The organism is Streptomyces sp. NPDC058469 (genome assembly GCF_042721125.1).
GTDB lineage: Bacteria > Actinomycetota > Actinomycetes > Streptomycetales > Streptomycetaceae > Streptomyces.
The window spans coordinates 2734-23382 of sequence record NZ_JBHXME010000173.1; the positions used below are offsets into that span (position 1 = coordinate 2734).

General features: G+C 69.2%; 19 protein-coding genes. 12 read left to right on the forward strand and 7 right to left on the reverse strand.

Features of this window, described 5'->3' with window-relative positions; translation table 11 throughout:
* A partial coding sequence (locus ACFWP5_RS43835; RefSeq protein ID WP_384170342.1) for a sugar phosphate isomerase/epimerase family protein occupies positions 1-703 on the forward strand: 703 nt, incomplete at its 5' end.
* Here the strand turns inward: ACFWP5_RS43835 and ACFWP5_RS43840 are convergent.
* Positions 693-2276 carry a family 43 glycosylhydrolase gene (locus ACFWP5_RS43840; protein ID WP_384170343.1) on the reverse strand — a complete coding sequence of 528 codons (1584 nt, stop codon included), beginning with the start codon at positions 2274-2276 and terminating at the stop codon, positions 693-695. The two genes, ACFWP5_RS43835 and ACFWP5_RS43840, sit on opposite strands and share 11 nt — an antisense overlap.
* Before the next feature lie 26 nt (positions 2277-2302).
* Positions 2303-4078: a hypothetical protein gene (locus tag ACFWP5_RS43845; RefSeq protein WP_384170345.1), complete on the reverse strand. Its 1776-nt coding sequence runs from the start codon at positions 4076-4078 to the stop codon at positions 2303-2305.
* Positions 4079-4197: 119 nt separating this feature from the next.
* Between ACFWP5_RS43845 and ACFWP5_RS43850 the strand changes: the two genes are divergently transcribed.
* Positions 4198-5181, forward strand: coding sequence for a LacI family DNA-binding transcriptional regulator (locus ACFWP5_RS43850; RefSeq protein ID WP_384170347.1), 984 nt, complete (start codon positions 4198-4200; stop codon positions 5179-5181).
* A 92-nt stretch (positions 5182-5273) separates the two neighbouring features.
* Here ACFWP5_RS43850 and ACFWP5_RS43855 read toward each other — a convergent pair whose 3' ends face one another.
* The 3 genes from ACFWP5_RS43855 to ACFWP5_RS43865 are packed head-to-tail and all read right to left on the reverse strand — an operon-like array spanning position 5274 to position 7901.
* Complete coding sequence (locus tag ACFWP5_RS43855; protein WP_384170349.1) at positions 5274-6566, reverse strand: enolase C-terminal domain-like protein; 1293 nt, start codon at positions 6564-6566, stop codon at positions 5274-5276.
* 4 nt (positions 6567-6570) lie between these two features.
* Positions 6571-6924, reverse strand: coding sequence for a hypothetical protein (locus tag ACFWP5_RS43860; RefSeq protein WP_384170351.1), 354 nt, complete (start codon positions 6922-6924; stop codon positions 6571-6573).
* Complete coding sequence (locus tag ACFWP5_RS43865) at positions 6879-7901, reverse strand: ABC transporter substrate-binding protein (protein ID WP_384170353.1); 1023 nt, start codon at positions 7899-7901, stop codon at positions 6879-6881. Before ACFWP5_RS43865 ends, ACFWP5_RS43860 begins: the two co-directional genes overlap by 46 nt.
* A 216-nt stretch (positions 7902-8117) precedes the next feature.
* Between ACFWP5_RS43865 and ACFWP5_RS43870 the strand changes: the two genes are divergently transcribed.
* From ACFWP5_RS43870 to ACFWP5_RS43890, 5 genes are read left to right on the forward strand one after another with little or no spacing between them, the layout of a single operon-like run.
* Positions 8118-9080 carry a carbohydrate ABC transporter permease gene (locus ACFWP5_RS43870; protein ID WP_384170355.1) on the forward strand — a complete coding sequence of 321 codons (963 nt, stop codon included), beginning with the start codon at positions 8118-8120 and terminating at the stop codon, positions 9078-9080.
* Positions 9080-9949: a carbohydrate ABC transporter permease gene (locus tag ACFWP5_RS43875; RefSeq protein ID WP_384170356.1), complete on the forward strand. Its 870-nt coding sequence runs from the start codon at positions 9080-9082 to the stop codon at positions 9947-9949. The genes ACFWP5_RS43870 and ACFWP5_RS43875 overlap by 1 nt, the downstream gene beginning before the upstream one ends.
* Before the next feature lie 10 nt (positions 9950-9959).
* Positions 9960-10511 (forward strand): hypothetical protein, encoded by a 552-nt coding sequence (locus ACFWP5_RS43880; RefSeq protein WP_384170358.1) that lies wholly within the window; start codon positions 9960-9962, stop codon positions 10509-10511.
* 43 nt (positions 10512-10554) lie between these two features.
* Positions 10555-11802 (forward strand): Gfo/Idh/MocA family protein, encoded by a 1248-nt coding sequence (locus ACFWP5_RS43885; RefSeq protein ID WP_384170360.1) that lies wholly within the window; start codon positions 10555-10557, stop codon positions 11800-11802.
* On the forward strand, positions 11799-13124 hold the full coding sequence (locus tag ACFWP5_RS43890) for a Gfo/Idh/MocA family protein (protein ID WP_384170362.1): 1326 nt from the start codon (positions 11799-11801) through the stop codon (positions 13122-13124). The genes ACFWP5_RS43885 and ACFWP5_RS43890 overlap by 4 nt, the downstream gene beginning before the upstream one ends.
* 175 nt (positions 13125-13299) lie before the next feature.
* On the opposite strand, the gene ACFWP5_RS43895 is transcribed toward ACFWP5_RS43890, so the two are convergent.
* Positions 13300-14094 (reverse strand): cache domain-containing protein, encoded by a 795-nt coding sequence (locus ACFWP5_RS43895; protein ID WP_384170364.1) that lies wholly within the window; start codon positions 14092-14094, stop codon positions 13300-13302.
* Positions 14051-14827, reverse strand: a complete 777-nt coding sequence (locus ACFWP5_RS43900; protein WP_384170366.1) for a FadR/GntR family transcriptional regulator — start codon at positions 14825-14827, stop codon at positions 14051-14053. The genes ACFWP5_RS43895 and ACFWP5_RS43900 overlap by 44 nt, the downstream gene beginning before the upstream one ends.
* A gap of 164 nt (positions 14828-14991) precedes the next feature.
* Between ACFWP5_RS43900 and ACFWP5_RS43905 the strand changes: the two genes are divergently transcribed.
* From ACFWP5_RS43905 to ACFWP5_RS43925, 5 genes are all read left to right on the forward strand, one after another.
* Complete coding sequence (locus ACFWP5_RS43905; RefSeq protein ID WP_384170368.1) at positions 14992-16062, forward strand: ABC transporter ATP-binding protein; 1071 nt, start codon at positions 14992-14994, stop codon at positions 16060-16062.
* Positions 16063-16126: 64 nt separating this feature from the next.
* A complete protein-coding gene (locus ACFWP5_RS43910) occupies positions 16127-17323 on the forward strand; it encodes an ABC transporter substrate-binding protein (protein ID WP_384170370.1) in 1197 nt (398 codons plus the stop codon).
* A 10-nt stretch (positions 17324-17333) separates the two neighbouring features.
* Complete coding sequence (locus ACFWP5_RS43915) at positions 17334-18224, forward strand: ABC transporter permease (RefSeq protein ID WP_384170372.1); 891 nt, start codon at positions 17334-17336, stop codon at positions 18222-18224.
* Positions 18225-18248: 24 nt separating this feature from the next.
* Positions 18249-19064 (forward strand): ABC transporter permease, encoded by an 816-nt coding sequence (locus ACFWP5_RS43920; RefSeq protein ID WP_384170374.1) that lies wholly within the window; start codon positions 18249-18251, stop codon positions 19062-19064.
* 155 nt (positions 19065-19219) lie between these two features.
* Complete coding sequence (locus tag ACFWP5_RS43925) at positions 19220-20578, forward strand: APC family permease (protein WP_384170376.1); 1359 nt, start codon at positions 19220-19222, stop codon at positions 20576-20578.
* Positions 20579-20649 lie beyond the last annotated feature (71 nt).

Genomic DNA, 20649 nt, shown 5'->3' on the forward strand with positions numbered 1-20649 from the left:
GAAGAACTCCCTGCGCACGCACGGGGTGAAGCTGTCCTCCGTACTCCCCCTGTACAAGTGGTCCTCGCCCGACGAGACCGAGCGACAGACCGCCGTCCACTACTGGAAGCGGATGATCGAAATCACCGCCGACCTCGAATGCCCCCTGATGAACTCGGAGTTCAACGGCCGCCCCGAACGCGCCGCCGAGAGCGAAGCCGCCTTCTGGCGCTCGCTGGAGGAACTGCTCCCGGTCTTCGAGCGGGAGGGCATCGCCCTCAACCTGGAGGCCCACCCGGACGACTTCTGCGAGGAGAACACCCCCGCCGTCGACCTCGTCCGCGCCATCAACAAACCCTGGGTGAACTACCTCTACTGCGCCCCGCACTCCTTCCACCTCTCGGGCTCCGACCCGACGGCGGACATCGCGGCGATGATGCGCTACGCGGGCGACAAGCTCCAGCACGTGCACATCGCGGACTCCTTCAACCACAAGGGCTCCAGCGGTCTGCGTTACATCCTCAACCCGCCCGGCACCACCGCCCGCATCCACCAGCACCTCGACATCGACCAAGGCGAAGTCGACTGGGACGCCTTCTTCGGCACCCTCCGCGAACTCAACTTCGACGGCGTCGCCACCGCCTGCGTCTTCGCCTGGGAGGAACGCGCCCGCGAGTCCTCGACCTTCATGCTCGACCGCATCACCAAGGAACTCACCGTCTGATCGACCGTTCCGTCACGCCGACATGAGGTGCGCTCCCGGTGTCCAGGAGTGGGCGGGGCTCGCGAACGGCCTTTTCAGGGGCCCCGACCGCGCCGAAGAACGCCTGACCGGTGCCGGGGGTGCCGGGTGGCGCGGTGGCGAAGAGGCCGAGTTCGGCCGAGGTCCACAGGGCGGGGAGGGCTTGGAAGCCGTCGAGGGCGGTGGTCCATTCCCCGCCGGGGGTGGTGCGGAAGCGGAAGGTGCACAGGCCTTCGTCGGTGGAGGAGACCCGGAGTTGGACCCGGGTGGCGGGGCCCGGGACAGGAGCGCTGAAGCGGACGGTCTCGCCCTCACCGGGGGTGTACGTGCGGGCCTCCACCCGGGTGCCGTCGGCCTCGCGGGTGAGGCCGACGTACGCGTAGTTCTCCCCCAGGACGACCAGGCCGGCGCGGGTGCCGGGGTCGGTCGCGTCGAGGTGCAGGGAGGTCGTCAGGTCGGACGGGTCGCCGTGGAGTTGCCGGCCCAGGATCTGGGGGATGGTGCGCAGGTTTCCGAGGTCGTTCGGTACGGCGCGCAGTCGGGCGATGCCGTCTCCGGCGAGGGTGAGCCAGCCGGGGTCAGGGTTGGCCTGCCAGTACCACTGGGGGCCCAGGTGCGTGTCGCGGAAGCTCTCGCTCTGAGCCGGGTGTGCGGGCTGCCCATGCAGAGCCCGGGCCGGGACGGGGTGTTCGAGGACCGGGCGGCCTTCGTCGCCGATCACGGGCCAGCCGTCGTCGCCCCACTGCAGGGGCTGGAGGTGGAGAACGCGCCCGAAAGGAGGACGCTCCTGGAAGTGCAGAAACCAGTCCTCGCCCTCCGGTGAGGTGACCCAGGCACCCTGGTGCGGTCCGTTGACCGGAGTGTCACCCTGCGCGAGGACGATGCGCCCCTCGTAGGGGCCGAGTACGGAGCGTGAACGGAACGCCGACTGCCAGCCGCCGGCGACACCGCCCGCCGGGGCGAAGATCCAGTACCAGCCGTCGCGTTTGTAGAGCTTCGGCCCTTCGAGGATGGAGTAGCCCGGGAGCGCATCGCCGTCGATCACGGTGGCAGGTGGACCCAGAACCGTACGGGCGTCAGGGCTGATCTCGACCATCGACAGCCGGTTGTTGACGCCGCTGCGGCTCTTGGCCCAGGCGAAGACCAGCCAGGCGCGGCCGTCGTCGTCCCACAGCGGGCAGGGGTCGATCAGGCCGAGGCCGGACAGCAGAGGCCAGGGGTCGGACCACGGCCCTGCCGGGTCCTCGGCGGTCAGCACGAAGATGCCGCGGTCGGGGTCCGGGTAGAAGATCCAGAACAGCCCGGCGTGGTGCCGGATGGCGGGCGCCCAGACTCCGGCGCCGTGGCGGGGGAGGTCGAAGTGCTCGGCGGGCGCGAGTGCCGGCAGGGCACGGGCGACGAGCTCCCAGTCGAGCAGATCGGGTGAGCGCAGGACCGGCAGCCCGGGAGTGCGGTTGCCGCTGGAGGCGACCAGGTAGTAGGTCTCGCCGACCCGGATGGCGTCGGGGTCGGGCCAGTCGGCGTTGAGGACGGGATTGCGGTACAGGCTGGACACGGTACGGACCTCCGGTCGGCGCAAAGTCAGCGCAGGGTCAGCCGGTACGGCGTCGGCGTACGGCCGGTGATCAGGACGCGGATGCCGTCCGGGGTGAGGGAGCCGCCGAGCCAGGCGTAGCGCTCGCCCGGGTCGACGACCGGTGGCTGCCTGCCGCCTTTGCCGTTGCCGGGGCCGAGGACGATGCGGTCCTCGCCCACGGTGTATGCCGCTTCGCCGTGAACCAGTTGATACGTGTCGTCGGAAACCCGCTCCAGGCCGTCGCCGGTCAGCTCTCCCCCGGGCCGGAAGCACAGCTCCAGCGCGAACGGCACATCGGCCCCGGTCTGGGAAAAGGCCAGGTCCCAGCCGCCGCCCGGCGTCTGGCGCAGCAGGATCTCCGTACGGAGCGTCCGGTACTCCCGCTCGCGGTGCGGGAAGTCCATCGCCGACCAGAAGCGACCGTCGTCGGTGAGCGTGTAGTCGCCGTCCTGCCGTCGGTGACCGGGTGGCAGCGGCTGGTGGTAGGCGCCGCGCACCTCGGCGTACAGCCGCCATCCCTCCTCGTCGCGCTCCAGGCCCTCGGCGCGGAAGTGGCCGAGGGCGAAGAACCGGGGGGCCAGCCGCAGGGAGTCGAGGATCGCCGCGCCCTTGCGCATCCTGAAGAACGTCGGGTTGGTGGACAGTCCCGAGGAGATGGCCCGGACCTCGGGGAAGTCCGTGCCGCCGAAGACGGTCGCGGTGTTCCGGCCGTGACGCACGTGGACCAGTCGGCAGCTGTCGTCATGGTGCTCGAAGTCCGTCGGCAGGGCGGCGGGGTCGGGGAGGTGGCGGGCCAGTTCGGGACGGTCCAGCACCTCGGCGAGCCGGTCGCCGACCGGTGTCTCGCCGAAGGTCTGATCCGTGCCGCGTTCGCTCAGGAGCGTGGCCACGGCGGCGAACCGGCCGTCGCCGTCGCGGATCGCCAACTCCCGGTACTGGAGCCAGAACTCGGGGAGGTGGGGGCGCAGAGCGGTCTGGTCCTGGCGCCGTGAGTGGATGCTCTCCACCTCGCCGTTGGGCTCGGTGAGGAACAGGCCGACGATCAGATTGGCCCGTACGTACGCGTACAGGTCCTCGCGTCCACGGAGGCGGGCGATGGTCAGCAGGGCCGGGTTGGTGACAGCCGCGGCGTAGTTGGGGCTGCGCTCGCTGTACTCGCCGCCCGGCAGCTGGTCGATGCCCTCGGCGAGCCAGTCGTCGATCCGGCGGACGTAGGACGGGTCGGGTTGCTGGGAGTGGATGCGGGCGAGGGCCGCGCAGACCAACCAGCGGTGGTTCGCCGTGTGGACACCGCCGGTCGCGAGCCCGGGACCCGCCGCGCGAAGGATCTGCCCGACCGTGCTCCGCAGCCGCGCGGTGGACGAGCGTGCGTCTTGGTCGAGGATGCCCATGGCCAGGGCGAGGTCGACGACGGAGAAGGCGGTGTCCGGCGGGGAGTGGGCGCCTCCCTGGTCCCACAGACCGTCCTCGAACTGCTCCTCGGCGAGGCCTTCCGCCAGCTGTTCGAGGGGGGCGAGCAGGGCGCCGTCGTGGTGGTACACCGATCCGCCGTGCACGTGGACGGAGGCGAGGGTGCGCAGTGAGCGGGCTGCGGCGCGCGCCTTGCCCTGGTCGCGCAGTTGGGTGAGGTCGTCGGCGTAGCTCTCCAGGATGCTCGTTGCTCGCGCGTCGGCAGCGGCGCCGAGGAAGGCGAGGAAATCTCCGTCCTGGTCGTACTGGCCGTATCGGCTGTCGGTGGGGCCGGCGGCCTCGGTGCGGTGACGGGGCGGGTGCGGGGACATGCTCGACGCTCCTCGGGCTGTACTGGGGGAAGCCGCTTCGGGCCACGGAGAGTGCGATCTTGATTGACGCCCGTGAGCAGGGGTGTCAACCTCGGCACGTGCAGGTGACGATTCGAGATGTGGCGAGGACGGCCGGGGTCTCCCCGTCCACCGTGTCCCGGGCGCTCGCGCCCGACGGGACGGTGAGCGAGAGCACTCGCGAGCGAGTGCGGGCCGCTGCCGACCGGCTCGGCTATCAGCCCAACCGTGCGGCGCGGGGCTTGATCACCGGCCGTACGGGCCACCTGGGGGTGATCGTCCCGGATCTGCTCAACCCGTTCTTCGCGGACATCTGCAAGGGCGTGCAGGCCCGCGCCCGGGGCCTCGGCCACGCGGTGTTCATCAGCGACTCCGAGCGGGACGAGGGCCTGGAACTGGACGCGATCCGCACGCTGGGCCCGGAGGTGGACGGCATCGTGCTGTGCGCCCCCCACCTGAGCAGCGAGGAACTGGCCGCTCTCGACCAACTCACCATGAAGCCGATCGTGTTGCTGCACCGCAAGGAGCCCGGCTTCGCGAGCGTCACGGCGGACATGGTGGAGGGGATGACCGACGCCCTGACCCATCTGCACGCGCTCGGCCACCGGCGGATCGCCTACGTGGGAGGCCCGCGCTCCACCTGGACGGCGCAGGAGCGGGCGGCCGGGATCAAGGCGATGGAGGACTCCGGCAAGGTCGAGATCATCCACGTGGGAAGTGTGGCCCCGCACTTCGACGGCGGAATCACGGGAGCCGCCGATGTGGTCCTGGCCAGCGGGGCGACCGCGGTGGTGGCCTTCAACGACATCGTCGCGTTCGGACTGATCAGCCGCTTCACCGCGCGCGGGGTGCGGGTGCCGGACGAGATGAGCGTGGTCGGCTGCGACGACATCGCCCTGTCGGGTATGGCCGCGCCCCCGCTGACGACGGTCTCGGTGCCCAAGGCGCATGCCGCGCGGGCCGCGGTCGATCTGCTGTTCCGCATCCTGGGGACGCCGGCCGGGGAGGGGGCGGAGCCGCAGCAACGGGTGCTGCCGACGCATCTGGTGGTGCGGGGGTCGACGGCCGTGGTCGAGCGGCGCTGAAGGGCTCTGTCCGGTGAGTGGTACGGCCCGGACGCCGGATGTCGGTCCGTTGCATCCAGCTCCCCTGCCCCGCAAGGTAGTTGCCCCTAGCCTCATGGCGTCACGCTGCGGCGGTAGGCCTTGTCGTCGCGGTGCTCGCGGCCCAGGGAGAGGTATGTGGCGTGCAGCCGGTCCAGTACCGCGCGATCGAGCCGTACCCCCAGACCGGGGCCGTCGGGAACCCGTACCGAACCGTCCTCGAACGACAGCGCACCGGGCAGCACGACATCCTCCGCCGCGTTCCACGGATAGTGGGTGTCGCAGGCGTGGCCCAGGGCCGGGGTGGCCGCCGCCGCGTGGGTCATCGCGGCGAGACTGATCCCCAGGTGGGAGTTGGAGTGCATGGACAGCCCCCAGCCGACCGCCCGGCACACGTCCCCCAACGCGACGGACGCCCGCAGGCCGCCCCAGATGTGGTGGTCGCCCAGCACGATCCGCACGGCGTCCCGTTCCAGGGCCGGGCGTACGTCCTCCAGGGAGGTCACGCACATGTTGGTGGCGAGCGGGATCGACGTGGCGGCGGCGACAGCGGCCATGTCCTCGACCCCGGCCACCGGGTCCTCCAGGTACTCGAGGACGCCGTCCAGTTCGCGGACCGCCGACAGCGCGGTCTCCAGGGTCCAGGCGGCGTTGGGGTCGATACGGAGCGGAAGGCCGGGGAACGCCGCCCGCAGCGCGCGGATCGCCGCGATCTCCTCGTCCGGCGGGAAGACCCCGCCCTTGAGCTTCAGCGAGCGGAAGCCGTAGTGGTCCACCATGCGCCTGGCCTGGGCGACGATGCCGTCCGGGTCCAGGGCCGCGCCCCATTCGTCGTCGCCCGTGCCCGGGTGTCCGGCCCACTTGTAGAAGAGGTAGCCCGCGTACGGCACCGTGTCCCGCACTCTGCCGCCCAGCAGATCCACCACCGGCACACCGGCCCTTCTGCCCTGCGCGTCCAGGCAGGCGACCTCGATCGCGGAGTACACCCGCATCGCGTCGAAGGCGGGCGCGGGGACCGGCGCCGGTCCCCGTGATCCGGGCGTACGGCCGGACCAGCGGCGCCACTCGGCGTCCGGCCCGTAGTCGACGCCGTCCGCCCGGCCAGCCAGCAGCTCGCTCACGAGCCGGGCGAGCGCCCCGGTGTCGTATCCGCTCATGCCCCGGATCCTGGTACCGACCAGCTCCAGCCAGTCCAACTGCCAGGCGTGGCCGGTGCATTCGCCGAGACCGGTCACCTCGCCGCCGCGGCCGTCCGTGACGAGCTCGATGACCGCGCGCAGGACGTGCGGCTCGTGCACCCCGTCGGCGTTGAGGAGCGGAGGGTCACGGAAGGCGACGGGGGTGACCCTCAGTTCGCGGATGATCACCGGCTCATCCCCCGGGGACGGTGGTGTGGAACTTGTCCCACATGTCGGAGACGGCCGACTTGAGGCTCTTCTTACCGAAGATGATGTCCTGGTAGATGCTGGTGAAGTCGAGCTTGTCCTCGTCGCTGCCGGACGGCGGCGGCGCCGGCGAGGGCGAGAGCTTGCTCTGGATCGACGTGAGGAACTGGTAGACGGCCTTGTCGCCGCCGGTCAGGGCCGGGGCGAGGGCGGCGAGGTTCCGCGTGTTCGAAGGCAGCCCGCGTACCTGACCGAGGATCTTCGCCGCGTCCGGATCGTTCAGCAGGAAGTCGATCAGCAGTGCGGCCTCCGCCTTGTGCGCGCACTTGCGCTGGAGCACAGCGCCTGCGAGGCGCCGCCGGTCATTCCGATCGGCGAGGTGGCCGTCTGGGTGGGGAAGGAGATGGGCTGCACCGCACCGTACGTCTCGAAGTACGACGAGGCGCTGGAGGTGATCGAGAACTCGCCGGTCGACAGCTTCCTGACCAGCGGCGAGTCGGCGGTCGAGCCGCTGGCGTAGGAGGCGGTGAGGCTCGGGGAGGTGAAGACGCCCTTGTCCCGCAGCCGGCCCATGTACTCCCAGAACTGGGTGAGGTCGGCCTTCGTAAAGCCGAGGGAACCGTCGTTCTTGTAGAGCGGTTTGCCGTGCTGGACGAGCCAGATCTGGAAGATCTCGATGTGGCCGCTGAAGTCGGTCAGCGGCGCCCTGTCCGGTAGCGCCTTCTTCAGCGCGGGGCCGATGTCGTTGAGCAGGTCGTCCCAGGTCCAGCCCGGTTTGGGGACGCCGACCCCGGCCTTGGCCCACAACTTGGCGTCGATCAGCAGGGCTTGGGTGGCGATGCCGGTCGGCAGCCCGTACAACGTGCCGTCGACGAGGCCGGTGCGGGCGTAGATGGTGGGTATCCGCTTCAGGGAGATCGTGGAGAACACGGAGTCGGTGAGCTTCGACAGCACCTTGCGGTCGGCGTACGCACGCAGGTAGCCGAAGTCCATCTGCAGGACGTCGGGACCACTGCCGGCCGCCACCTGGGTGGCGAGCCGCTGGAGGTAGGCGGAGTAACCGGCGAACGACGTGGTCACGTTGATGTGCGGGTGACGCTCCTCGAAGAGCTTGACCGCCTTCTCGGTGGCCAGGTTCCGGTCCGCGGAACCCCACCACTGGAAGTCGATCGTCACTTTGCCACCGGTGGACGCCTCGCTCGTGCCGCACCCGGCGGCGGCACCGGCCAGCGGGAGCGCGCCGAGCGAGGCGATGAGCCGACGGCGAGTCAGTCCCGGTGAGGTGGACGGGGTTTGGGGACGGCGTGCTGCGGACATCGCGGCCCTTCGCTCGACGGTGAGGGAAAAGCGGCTGCAAACGTTGCCACTCTGTTTCCAACTGGCGGGGAACGTACGCCCGTCGGAACGCTCCAGTCAATGCGATCGGCCGGATCAGCAGGCAAGACATAGTTCTGCCACACCTCTTGTCGATGGCAAGGCCGCGTGCAATCGTTGCCGCCGACATCCAGCCTCACCGTGGAGGAGTGGACCCCGATGGCCCAGGCGACCGCGCCGCCCCGCCCCATGCCCCGCCCGAGTGGCGGCACTTCCGCTGTAGAGCCGCCGTCCAGGCGCCGTCGTTCCCAAGCTGTAGCGGGACACGTCTTCCTGGCCCCGTGGCTGATCGGCGCAGTCGTGCTGACACTCGGCCCGATGCTCATCTCGCTGTATCTGTCGTTCACCGACTACGACCTGTTCTCCAGGCCGCATTGGGTGGGCCTTGCGAACTACCGCTACATGTTCGAGGACGACAAGTTCCTCACCTCTGCCAAAGTCACCCTGAAGTTCGTGCTCATCGGTGGCCCGCTCAAGCTCGCGGCGGCACTCGGCGTCGCACTGCTGCTGAACCGCGCCAGCCGCGGAGTCGGCCTGTACCGCGCCGCGTTCTACGCGCCCTCGCTGCTCGGCGCCAGCGTCAGCGTCGCCCTGGTGTGGCGGTCGCTGTTCGCCACCGGGGGGCTCACCGACAGCACCACGTCCTTCTTCGGCTGGCACGTCGGCGGCCTCACGGACAACCCGGACTACGCCATGTACCCGCTGGTGCTGCTGACGGTCTGGCAGTTCGGCGCACCCATGGTGATCTTCCTCGCCGGGCTCAAGCAGATCCCTAAGGAGCTGTACGAGTCGGCGGCCCTCGACGGAGCGGGCCGGCTGCGTACGTTCTTCTCCATCACCCTGCCGATGCTGTCACCGGTGATCTTCTTCAACCTGGTCATGGAGATCATCCACTCCTTCCAGTCGTTCACCTCCGCGTTCGTGATCAGCGGCGGCACCGGAGGTCCGTCGAACTCGACGCTCTTCTACTCGCTCTACCTGTATCAGCAGGCGTTCACCAACTTCCACATGGGATACGCCGCGGCGATGGCCTGGCTGCTGCTGGTCGTCATCGCGGTGGTCACCTACATCGCCTTCCGCAGCGCCCGGCTGTGGGTCTTCTACGGACAGGATGATGCGTGATGACGACCGCGACGACCCCGGTCCCGGGCCGCAGCCGCATACCCGCGCGTTCGCTGGCCTGGCACGTCATATGCGTGGCGATCGGCCTGGTCCTGCTCTACCCGGTGCTGTGGCTGTTCACCGCCTCGTTCAAATCGGGCACCGAGATCCTCTCCAACCTCAGCCCCATCCCCAAGGTCTTCACGCCGGGCAACTACTCCAAGGCGGCGGACGGGATCAGCGGTTTGACCCTCTGGCGGCTGTTCGGCAACTCGCTGCTGCTCGCCTGCCTCTCCGTGGTCGGGAACGTGATCTCCTGCTCGCTCGCCGCCTACTCGTTCGCGCGGCTCCGGTTCCGCGGCCGCGGGCTCTACTTCTCCGTGATGATCGCCACGCTGATGCTGCCGATGCACGTCATGCTCATCCCGCAGTACGTCATCTACCAGAAGCTCGGCTTCCTCGGGACCTATCTGCCGCTCGTCATACCGAAGTTCCTGGCCACCGAGGCGTTCTTCGTCTTCCTGATCGTCCAGTTCATCCGCTCGCTGCCGCGCGAACTCGACGAGGCGGCCGTACTCGACGGCTGCGGCCCCTACCGGACCTTCTGGTACATCATCCTGCCGCTGCTCAAGCCCGCCCTCGTCACCACGACGATCTTCTCGTTCATCTCCAGCTGGAACGACTTCTTCTCCCAGCTGATCTACCTCACCGACCCGAAGATGTACACGCTGCAACTCGGCCTGCGGCTCTTCGTCGACCAGACCGACAGCTCCGCGTACGGCCCGATGTTCGCGATGTCGGTCATCGCCCTGCTGCCGGTACTGCTGTTCTTCCTCGCCTTCCAGCGCCTGCTGGTGGAGGGCGTCCAGACCTCCGGGCTGAAGGGCTAGGTGCACTGCCATGCGTAGTTCCCGCTTCCACCTCTTCGCGGACTGCCTGCTGCTCGGGGTGTTCCTGCTGCTCTGCTCGCTGCCGGTGGTCACCGCCTACCCGGCGCTGGTGGCCGGCTGTACGGTGCTGCGCGAACAGGCCCACGGCGGCCCCGGGGTGACCCCGGCGAACCTGCTCGGCGCGCTGCGCCGGGTGCTGCGCTCGGGGCGCGTCGTCGTGCTGGTCCCGGTCGGCGCGCTGGCCCTGCTGTGGCTGGACGCCGTCGCCCTGGACGCCCACGGCCCCGGGCTGGGAGCGGCCTTCGCCGTGGCGACGGCGGTCCTCGCGGCGTTGGGCCTGCGCTGCGCGGCCGGTTGGCGGGAGGGGATGCCCTGGCGGGCCGTCCTCGTCGCGGCGTTCCGCTCCATCCCGGAGCAGCCACTCGTGCCCGTGCTGCTGGCCGGTTCCGCGGTCGCCGTCATCGTCCTGCTGACCATGTCCCCGGTGCTGCTGCTCATCGTCCTCGGGCCGCTCACCCTCGCGGCGACCGCCACCGACATGTGGCGGCCGCTGCCGCTGTGACCATCCGTACGTCCCCAAGTGACCCATCCGAAAGGGCCATTCCATGCCGTTCAACCTTGGCATCGTCGGCGCCGGGCAGTTCGCCGGTCAGTTCGCCAAGCTGTTCCACCTCCACCCCGGCGTCGCCGACGTCCATGTCACCGACCTGATCCCCGAACGGGCCGAGCGCGTCGCCACCGAAGAGGGGCTGGCGGGCACCTTCCCCTCCTACGAGGCCATGCTGGCGTCGCCGTCCGTGGATGCGGTGGCGATCTTCACCCAGCGCTGGACCCACGGCCCGCTGGTCGTCCAGGCTCTGCGCGCCGGGAAGCACGTGTACTCGGCGGTGCCGATGGCGGTCACCCAGGAGGAGATCGCCGTCATCATCGAGACGGTACGGGCCACCGGACTGACGTACATGATGGGCGAGACCAGCCACTACAACCCCGCGACCGTCTACGCCCGCGACCGGATCGCCGACGGCGGCTTCGGGCGGCTGTTCTACGCCGAGGGCGACTACGTCCACGACATGGACCTGGGCTTCTACGAGGCCTACCAGTACAGCGGCGGCGAGGACTGGAAGTCCACCGCCAGCTATCCGCCGCTGCTCTACCCGACCCATTCCATCGGCGGGGTGCTGGGCGCGTGGCGCACCCACGCGGTGAGCGTCTCGGCGATCGGTGTCACCGACGACCGCGACGACGGCGTCTTCGACAAGGATGTCAGTCAGTTCGGCAACGACTTCTCCAACGCCACCGCCCTGTTCGAGGTCGCGGGCGGCGGAGCGTTCCGTATCAACGAGTTCCGCCGGGTCGGATACCCCTCCCGCAAGCGCGAGTCCAGGTTCCGCTTCTTCGGCACCGAGGGCAGCTTCGAGCAGCTCGCGACGTACAGCGTGTGGCAGAACAAGGAGGGCGTCGAGGACGTCACCGAACATCTGCGCCCCGTCCGGTCCCTCCCCACGGACGACCCCTCGCTGGAGCACATAGCCCCCGCCCTGCGGGACGCCTTCGTCTCCGGAACGGCACCGGTGCACGACCGCTCCCGGCTGCCCAAGGAGTTCAACCACGTCCACAACGGCCACGAGGGCAGCCACCACTTCCTCGTCGACGACTTCGTGACAGCCGTCAACACCCGCACCCTGCCGCCGGTCAACGCCTGGGTCGCCGCCCGCTACACCCTGCCGGGCATCATCGCCCACCAGTCGGCGCGGCAGGGCGGAGCCAGGCTGCCGGTCCCCGACCACGGGGACGCGCCCTCGTCCGTACCCGCGCCTCACGCCCCGGAACCTCGCCGAACGGAGAACGTATGATCCCCGACACCGCACGCCGCCGCCGCTGCGCCGTGGTGGGACTCGGCGCCCGCGCCCAGCTCTTCACCCGGGCGCTGTCCGGTCCCTACGCGGACCGGGTCGAGCTGGTCGGCTTCTGCGATGTCAACGCCCACCGCATGGCCGTCCACAGTCAGTGGATCGGGGCGGACGTACCCGCGTACGCGGCCGAGGATTTCGACGAGATGCTGCGCCGCGAACGCGTCGACCTCGTGGTGGTGTGCAGCGTGGACCGCACCCATGACCACTACATCGTGCGCGCGCTGGAGGCGGGCTGCGATGTGGTCACCGAGAAGCCGATGACCACGGACGCGCCCCGTGCCCGCCGCATCCTGGACGCCCAGCGCCGCACCGGCCGCGAAGTGCGGGTCGCCTTCAACTACCGCTACAACCCGGTGCACGCCGCAGTGAAGGAGACCCTCGCGTCCGGAGCGGTCGGCGAGATCGGCTCGGTGCACTTCGAGTGGCTCCTCGACCTGCGCCACGGCGCCGACTACTTCCGCCGCTGGCACCGCGACAAGGCCAACTCCGGCGGCCTCATGGTGCACAAGGCCAGTCACCACTTCGACCTGGTCAACTGGTGGCTCGGCACGGCGCCGGAGACCGTCTACGCACTGGGAGGGCTCTTCTTCTACGGCGACGAGGCCGGCCGGCGCCGCAACCTCGCCCGCGACTACGCCCGCGCCCACGGCTCCCCCGCCGCCGAGGACGACCCCTTCGCCGTACGCCTGGCGGACTCGCCCGTGCTCAGCGCGCTCTACCTGGACGCGGAGGCCGAGGACGGCTACCACCGCGACCAGAACGTCTTCGGCCCGGGAGTGACGATCGAGGACGACATGGCGGTGCTGGTGAGCTACACCTCCGGCGCCAGCCTCACGTACCACCTCAACGCCTACGCCCCCTGGGAGGGCTACCGGATCGCCTTCAACGGCAGCCAGGGGCGCCTCGAACTGCTCGTCGAGGAGTCCACCTGGACCCGGCCCCGGGCACGGACGGACGGCGCGAGCGCGGTCATGCACGGGACGGCGGTCGGCGACGAGGCCGGGCGTACGCAGCTGTTGCTGCGCCGGTTCTGGGAGCAGCCAACCGAGGTGAAAGTCACGACGGGCGAGGGCGGCCATGGTGGGGGCGATGTGCGCATGCTGGAGGACCTGTTCGGCGGGCCGCCCACCGACGGTTCGGACCCGCTCGGCCGGGCGGCGGACGCGACCGACGGGGCCCGGTCCCTGGTCACCGCACTGGCCGCGAACCAGTCCTTCGAGACGGGGCTCCCGGTGAAGGCCCGGGATCTACTGGAGGTGTGACCGTTGGCGGCGCGTCGCCTGTCCGCAGGACGGGCTTCGCGTCCGTCAGTCGCCGTGGGGTCATGGCCGTCTTGGAGAGTCCGTCGGCGAGGAAGACACCGCGGCGCCGGGGCCAAGGCGAGACGGTTGGGCGCGTATGAGCCGTACAGCAGGAAGTGTCCGAGCCGCTGGTAAGTCAGAGCGTTGCCGGGCGTGCCGTCGTCACCAGGATCAGCGGGACGCCGTCGCAGGGCCGCAGTTGCAGCCCGTCGTGTTCGGCGCCGGTCGCCGGTCCGGCCAGCACCGCCGCGAAGTCCGGGCCCTTGGTGAGCGATCCGACCAGGTGGTGGGGGTCGTTGGAGGCGGCGACACGGCCGCGCGCGTTGACCAGGCGGGCAGGTTCCGGCAGGCATTGGAGCAGCGGCATGACGCCTGCTTCGAAATGCCGCAGATAGACGTCGGCCGCGGCCACCCCCATGAAACGGCCCTCGACCGTCACCGCTGTGGAGAGGGTGAGGCTGTACTCGTCCGAGCAGAGATAGTCGACGTAAGGTCCCGCGATCGCCCGCTGTCCGGTGTCGCGGGGCAGCGTGAACCAGTCCCAGTGGGTGTAGTCGTAGTACGCCGAGTGCTCAGGGTCCAGGTCCAGCAGCAGTGGCTGGACGGCCCCGTCCGTGGTGGTCTGCCACCACTCCAGCCAGGCCGGTACGTCACCGAGCAGTCCGGGCGCCGCCACGAAGCCGAGCCCTGAGACCAGTTCGTACCGAGTGAGGCGGGCATGCAGGCCGGGGCGGAGGGCGGCGAGGTCGGCCGAGACGGGGCGGCGGCCGTGCGTGCCGGCCGAGGTGAGCACCGCCTCCGTGTCCACCCCGGTCCGGCACACGGCGTCGAAGACCCCTTCGAGTGCGTCGCGGACCCTGGCGGCCACATCAGCGACCGTCAGCTCGTCAAGAACCGCCGCCGAGTGTGCCGGCCGATGATCGCTGCCCATGGGGGGCCTCCTTCGGACGGGGACCGCGCGCGCCGTCGGGAGATCCGAGGCGGAGTTCGATCAGGCGCGCCATGGAGGTCTGCACGCATTGTTCGGCCAGGGCTCTGGCACGGTCGTCGGCACCATCATGCACGGCTGAGATTACGGCGCTATGACGGGCCAATACGTCCATGAGGTACTCGTCCTCGCCGAGCACGAGGCGCATCAGCGCTCCCACCTCTGTCTGGAGGGTGACCTCCTCCCTGGTCAGCCGGGCGGACTGAGCGGCCGCGGCCAGTTCCACATGGAAGCGCCCGTAGATCCGGCTGCGCACCGCTGTGTCCGCAGTCTCCATCAACTCCCCCAGGGAACGGCGCAGTTGCTGTAGATCCCCGGGCTCGGTGCGCTGGGCGGCGAGCCGGGCGGCGGTACCCGAGACGGCCGCCCAGTGGTCGGAGAGGTCGCGGAGCTCCTCGGTGCTCCAGTCGGAGAGGCGGGCACGCAACCGGTCCTCCGCAGGCCCGTCGGGCACGGTGACGAAGCTGCCGCCGCCACGGCCTCTGCGGGTGGTGACCAGGCCCTGCTGGCGCAGCGCCATGAGGGCTTCACGCAAGGTCACGGTGGAGACACCGAGCTGCGCCGCGAGGTCGGCCTCGCCGGGCAGCTGCTCGCCGTCGGCGAGGAGCCCGAGCTCTATGGCATCACCGAGCCGCCGCACGACCGCATCCACCCGGGCCTGCGTGTCGACAGGCATGAAAACGGCTCGACGGGCATCGCCGGGATCTCGCTGCACGGCCACCACCTTGATCGTTGACTCAGGCTTTACCTTAAGGGGGTCTTGAGATTTGAACTATGACTTCATATGTTTACGTTCATCGCTCGACAGCACCAGCCACAGCACCAGAAAGGTTCCCGCTCATGGAGTTCAACGAGGGGAAGGCCATCCGACTGCGGGACCTGCGCAAGTCGTTCGGCCAGACGCAGGCGGTGGCCGGAGTCGATCTGGACATCGCGGACGGCGAGTTCTTCTCGATGCTGGGGCCGTCCGGGTCGGGCAAGACCACGGTGCTGCGCATGATCGCCGGTTTCGAATCACCCACGGGCGGCACCATCGAACTGGCCGGGAAGGACGTCACCCGCCTCGCGCCTTTCGAGCGGGACGTGCACACCGTGTTCCAGGACTACGCGCTGTTCCCGCACATGACGCTGGAGCAGAACGTCGCCTACGGCCTCAAGGTCCGCAAAGTGCCGAAGGCCGAGCGCCTGGCCCGGGCCCGCAAAGCGCTCGCGGATGTACGCCTCGAAGACTTCGGCAACCGCCGCCCCTCCCAGCTCTCCGGCGGCCAGCGGCAACGCGTCGCGCTCGCCCGCGCCCTCGTCGGCCGCCCCAGGGTGCTGCTGCTCGACGAACCGCTCGGCGCCCTCGACCTCAAGCTGCGCGAGCAGATGCAGGTCGAGTTGAAGGCGATCCAGCGCGAGGTCGGCATCACCTTCGTCTTCGTCACCCACGACCAGGAGGAGGCCCTGACGATGAGCGACCGCATCGCCGTCTTCAACCAGGGCCGCATCGAACAGGTCGGCACCCCGGCAGGCATCTACGAACGCCCCGCCAGCCCCTTTGTCGCGGGCTTCGTCGGCACCTCCAACCTGCTCGTCGGTCAGGCGGCCGAGGAGATCGTGGGCAAGTCCGGTACGTACAGCATCCGCCCGGAGAAGATCCGCGTCCTGCGGGAACCGGTGGTCGCCCACGCGCCGGAGCACACCACCGCGGTCGGCACGGTCGCCGAGGTCGTCTACCTGGGCGACGCCACGCGTTTCCTGGTGGACCTCGACGCCGGCGGACGGCTCACCGCCCTCCAGCAGAACCTCGACACCTCGTCCGAGGACGTCGCCGCCTACCGCGGCGCCCGGGTCGGACTGCAGTGGCACCACCGTCACAACTTCCGTGTTCTGGAAGCTCTTCCGGACACGGTCCTGGCAGCCAAGTAAGAGCGCTCGTCCTTGTAAGAGCCCTCGTCTCCCCCGTCCCTGTTCTCACCTCGCGGAGTTCCCCGTGCGCACACCCCATTCGCTCAAGGCCGCCCTCGCGGTCGGCGTCCTGCTCCTCACCGCCGCCTGCGGCTCGTCGGGCAGCTCAGGCTCCGCTTCGTCGGGCCTCAACCCGCCGGACCTCAAGGCGCAGTCGAAGCTCGGCAAGAGCGAGGGCCAGGTCAATCTGATCGCCTGGGCCGGCTATGTCGAGGACGGTTCCGACGATCCGAAGGTCGACTGGGTCTCCGGCTTCGAGAAGCAGACCGGCTGTCAGGTCAAGAGCAAGACGGCCGCCTCCTCCGACGAGATGGTCAGCCTGATGAAGACCGGCCAGTACGACGCCGTGTCGGCCTCGGGCGACGCCTCGCTGCGCCTCATAGCCTCCGGCGACGCGGCCCCGGTCAACACCAGCCTGATCGCCAACTACAAAGACGTCTTCGCCGGTCTCAAGAACCAAGCCTGGAACACCGTCAAGGGCGTCAACTACGGCGTCCCGCACGGCCGCGGCGCCAACCTCCTCATGTACAACACCGAGAAGGTCAAGCCCGCCCCCACCTCCTGGTCCGCCGTCTTCGACAAGTCGTCGGCGTACAAAGGCAAGGTCACCGCGTACGACTCCCCGATCTACATCGCGGACGCCGCGCTCTACCTGATGAAGACCAAGCCGTCGCTGGGCATCAAGAACCCCTATGCCCTGGACCAAAAGCAGTTCGACGCCGCCGTGGACCTGCTCAAGGAGCAGAACAAGAACATCGGCGAGTACTGGAGCGACTACCTCAAGGAGATCTCCGCCTTCAAGAGCGGCAACTCGGTCGTGGGCACCACCTGGCAGGTCATCGCCAACACCACGCAGAGCGAAGGGGTCAAGGTCAAGGCGGTGATTCCCAAGGAGGGCGCCACCGGCTGGTCCGACACCTGGATGATCTCCGCCAAGGCCAAGCACCCCAACTGCGCCTACCAATGGCTGAACTGGATCATCTCGCCGAAGGTCAACGCCCAGGTCGCCGAGTACTACGGCGAGGCCCCGTCCAACGCGAAGGCCTGCAAACTGACCGCCGACAAGAGCCTGTGCGCCACGTACCACGCGAGCGACGAGTCGTACTGGAAGAACGTCCACTACTGGACCACTCCCATCCAGCAGTGCGTCGACGGACGTACCGATGTCAAGTGCGTGCCGTACGCGAAGTGGGTCCAGGCCTGGACCGAGATCAAGGGCTGAGTGACACACGATGACGCACACCGTGCCGGCCGTCGGACGCTCCCGTGTCCGGCGGCTCGCCGGGACCCTGCACCGCCGCCCCCGGCTGCAGCTGTCCCTGCTGCTCTCCGCGCCGCTCGCCTGGCTCGTCCTGGCCTACCTCGGCTCGCTCACCGTGCTGTTCCTGTCCGCGTTCTGGACCACGGACAGCTTCACCTCGAACGTGGTGAAGGTCTGGAACACGGACAACTTCACCACGCTGTTCACCACCGACGTCTACCGCCAGGTCGCGCTGCGCAGTGTCGGCGTCGCCGTCGCGGTCACCGCCCTGTGCGCCGTGATCGCGTTCCCGATCGCCTTCTACACGGCCCGGCTCGCGCGCCCCAGGTGGCGGCCTCTGCTCGTGGTCGCCATCCTCACCCCGTTGTGGGCCAGTTACCTGGTCAAGGCGTACGCCTGGCGGCTCATCCTCGCCGAGGGTGGTCTCCTCGACTGGGCGCTGAAGCCGCTGGGGCTCGAAGGACCCGGCTACGGGCTGACCGCCACCGTCATGGTCCTGACGTACCTGTGGCTGCCGTACATGATCCTGCCGATCCATGCCGGGCTGGAGCAGCTCCCGACCAACCTGCTGGACGCCTCCGCCGACCTCGGCGCCCGCGCCGGACGCACCTTCCGCTCCGTGGTGCTGCCGATAGTCCTGCCGTCGGTGGCCGCGGGATCGGTCTTCACCTTCTCGCTCAGCCTCGGTGACTACATCTCGGTCCAGATCGTCGGCGGCAAGACCCAACTCCTCGGCAATCTCATCTACTCCAACATCACCCTCGACCTGCCGCTGGCCGCCGCGCTCGGCACCGTACCCGTGGTGATCATCGTGCTCTATCTGCTCGCCGTGCGTCGCACCGGTGCGCTGAGCAGCCTCTGAAGTCACCGAGGAGCCTCCCCCGTCATGCAACTCTCCCTCTCCGCGCGGGTCGCGCTGCGCATCGCCGCCTGCCTCGGCTTCGCGGTCATCTACGTCCCGTTGCTGCTGGTCCTGGTCAACTCCCTCAACCCCGAACGCAGTTCGAGCTGGCCACCACCCGGTCTCACCTTCCACTGGTGGGGCGACGCCTGGCACAACACGGGCGCGCGCGCCGCGCTGTGGACCTCGGTCCGGGCCGGCCTCGGCGCCACCGCCATCGCCCTGGTCCTCGGCACACTCATCGCGTTCGCCGTCCAGCGGTACAGGTTCTTCGGCCGCGAGGCCATCTCCTTCGTGGTCGTCCTGCCGATCGCACTGCCCGGCATCGTCACCGGCGTCGCGCTCAACACCGCGTTCCGCACGGTCCTGGAACCGCTCGGTGTCGGGCTGGGCATGTTCACCGTCGTGGTCGGACACGCCACCTTCTGCATCGTCGTGGTCTTCAACAACGTGCTCGCCCGGCTGCGGCGGATGCCCGGCTCGTACGAGGAGGCCGCGGCGGATCTCGGGGCCCACACCTTCCGTACGTTCCTCGACGTCACCTTCCCGCTGGTGCGTTCCGCGCTGGTGGCCGGCGGGTTGCTGGCGTTCGCCCTGTCCTTCGACGAGATCGTCGTGACCACGTTCACCGCCGGTCCGGGCGTCGAGACCCTCCCGGTCTGGATCTTCGCCAACATGGCCCGCCCCCAGCAGGCGCCTGTGGTCAATGTCGTCGCCGCGGTCCTGGTCCTGCTGTCCGTCGTACCGATCTATCTCGCCCAGCGGCTGTCCTCGGACACCGCTTCCACCGGCCGTATCTGAAGGGACCAGCCATGTCACAGGAAAGCACTGACATACACACCGCCAGAGGTGAGGCTGTGGACGAGGACGCGGCCCAGCTCGCGGCCCTCGGCTACACCTCCGAGTTCAAGCGGGAGATGGGGCTCTGGGCGAACCTCTCGCTCGGATTCACCTACCTGTCGCCCGTCGTCGGCGTCTACACACTCTTCGCCTCCTCGCTGGCCACCGCCGGACCGCCGATGATCTGGGCCCTCGTCATCGTCGGTATCGGGCAGTTCCTTGTCGCACTGGTCTTCGGCGAGGTCGTCGCCCAGTATCCGGTCTCCGGTGGTATCTACCCCTGGGCGCGCAGGCTGTGGGGGAAGCGCTGGGCCTGGATGACCGGCTGGGTCTACATGTTCGCGCTGCTCTCCACCATCGCGAGCGTCGCTTACGGAGCCGCTCCCTACGTTGCCCAGGTGCTTGGCATCGAGAGCACCACGAACGCCTCCATCCTGTGCGCGCTGGCCCTCATCGTCATCTCTACGGCGATCAACTTCCTGGGCACCAAGGTCGTCGCCTATGCCGCCTTCGTCGGCTTCGCCGCCGAACTCCTCGGCGCGCTGGCGGTCGGCGGCTGGCTGCTGCTCACCGAGCGCCACTACGACCTCAGCGTCGTCTTCGACACCTTCGGGGCGGGCAGCAGCGGCAGCTACCTCACCGCCTTCACCTCCGCAGCCCTCATCGGGATCTTCCTCTACTTCGGTTTCGAGGCATGCGGGGATGTCGCCGAGGAGGTCGCGAACCCGGGCATCGCCATCCCCAAGGCCATGCGGCTGACCGTCTACATCGGCGGCGCGGCGGCCACCTTCGTCGCCCTGGCGCTGTTGCTGGCGGTCCCCGACATGGGCGCCGTCGTCAGCGGCAAGGATGCCGACCCGGTGGCCACCGCCCTGACCGACGCCTTCGGTACGACCGGAGTGCGGGTCGTGCTGTGCGTGGTGCTGATCTCCTTCCTGTCCTGCGTGATGAGCCTCCAGGCCGCCGCCAGCCGCCTCACCTACTCATACGCCCGCGACAAGATGGTCGCCGGGCACCGGCTCTTCGCGAAGTTCTCGGAGAGGCGCCATGTGCCGCCGTACGCCCTGCTGCTGGCCGCTGTCGTACCCGCACTGGTGATCTTCGTGTCGAAGTTCTCCACCGACGCCCTCACCAAGATCGTCTCCTTTGCTTCCGTCGGCATCTACATCGGCTTCCAGATGGTCGTCCTGGCCGCGCTGCGCGCCCGGCTGCGAGGCTGGAACCCCGGCGGCAAGTTCTCCCTCGGCCGCTGGGGCACGGCCGTGAACGCCGGAGCCGTGGCCTGGGGTATCTGCGCGATCGTCGTCCTGATCTGGCCCCGGACCCCGGACCTTGCCTGGTACGACAACTACCTGGTGCTGCTGGCCGCCGCCGTGGTGATCGGCCTCGGCCTGGTCTACATGTGGGTGGCCAAGCCGTACGAGCACAGCGACGCCCCCGCCGGCGACGCGATTCCCGCCCCGTCGAACGCATGAGGAGACACGTGAAGACCGATCTCCGTACGCTGCGCAACTACATCGGCGGTGAGTTCCGTGACGCCGTCGAC

Coding starts and splice junctions, on each gene's coding strand:
- ACFWP5_RS43905 (WP_384170368.1), top strand. CDS start 14,992: ATGGAGTTCAACGAGGGGAAGGCCATCCGACTGCGGGACCTGCGCAAG.
- ACFWP5_RS43870 (WP_384170355.1), top strand. CDS start 8,118: ATGGCCCAGGCGACCGCGCCGCCCCGCCCCATGCCCCGCCCGAGTGGC.
- ACFWP5_RS43900 (WP_384170366.1), bottom strand. CDS start 14,827: ATGCCTGTCGACACGCAGGCCCGGGTGGATGCGGTCGTGCGGCGGCTC.
- ACFWP5_RS43890 (WP_384170362.1), top strand. CDS start 11,799: ATGATCCCCGACACCGCACGCCGCCGCCGCTGCGCCGTGGTGGGACTC.
- ACFWP5_RS43880 (WP_384170358.1), top strand. CDS start 9,960: ATGCGTAGTTCCCGCTTCCACCTCTTCGCGGACTGCCTGCTGCTCGGG.
- ACFWP5_RS43875 (WP_384170356.1), top strand. CDS start 9,080: ATGACGACCGCGACGACCCCGGTCCCGGGCCGCAGCCGCATACCCGCG.
- ACFWP5_RS43885 (WP_384170360.1), top strand. CDS start 10,555: ATGCCGTTCAACCTTGGCATCGTCGGCGCCGGGCAGTTCGCCGGTCAG.
- ACFWP5_RS43895 (WP_384170364.1), bottom strand. CDS start 14,094: ATGGGCAGCGATCATCGGCCGGCACACTCGGCGGCGGTTCTTGACGAG.
- ACFWP5_RS43915 (WP_384170372.1), top strand. CDS start 17,334: ATGACGCACACCGTGCCGGCCGTCGGACGCTCCCGTGTCCGGCGGCTC.
- ACFWP5_RS43865 (WP_384170353.1), bottom strand. CDS start 7,901: ATGTCCGCAGCACGCCGTCCCCAAACCCCGTCCACCTCACCGGGACTG.
- ACFWP5_RS43845 (WP_384170345.1), bottom strand. CDS start 4,078: ATGTCCCCGCACCCGCCCCGTCACCGCACCGAGGCCGCCGGCCCCACC.
- ACFWP5_RS43920 (WP_384170374.1), top strand. CDS start 18,249: ATGCAACTCTCCCTCTCCGCGCGGGTCGCGCTGCGCATCGCCGCCTGC.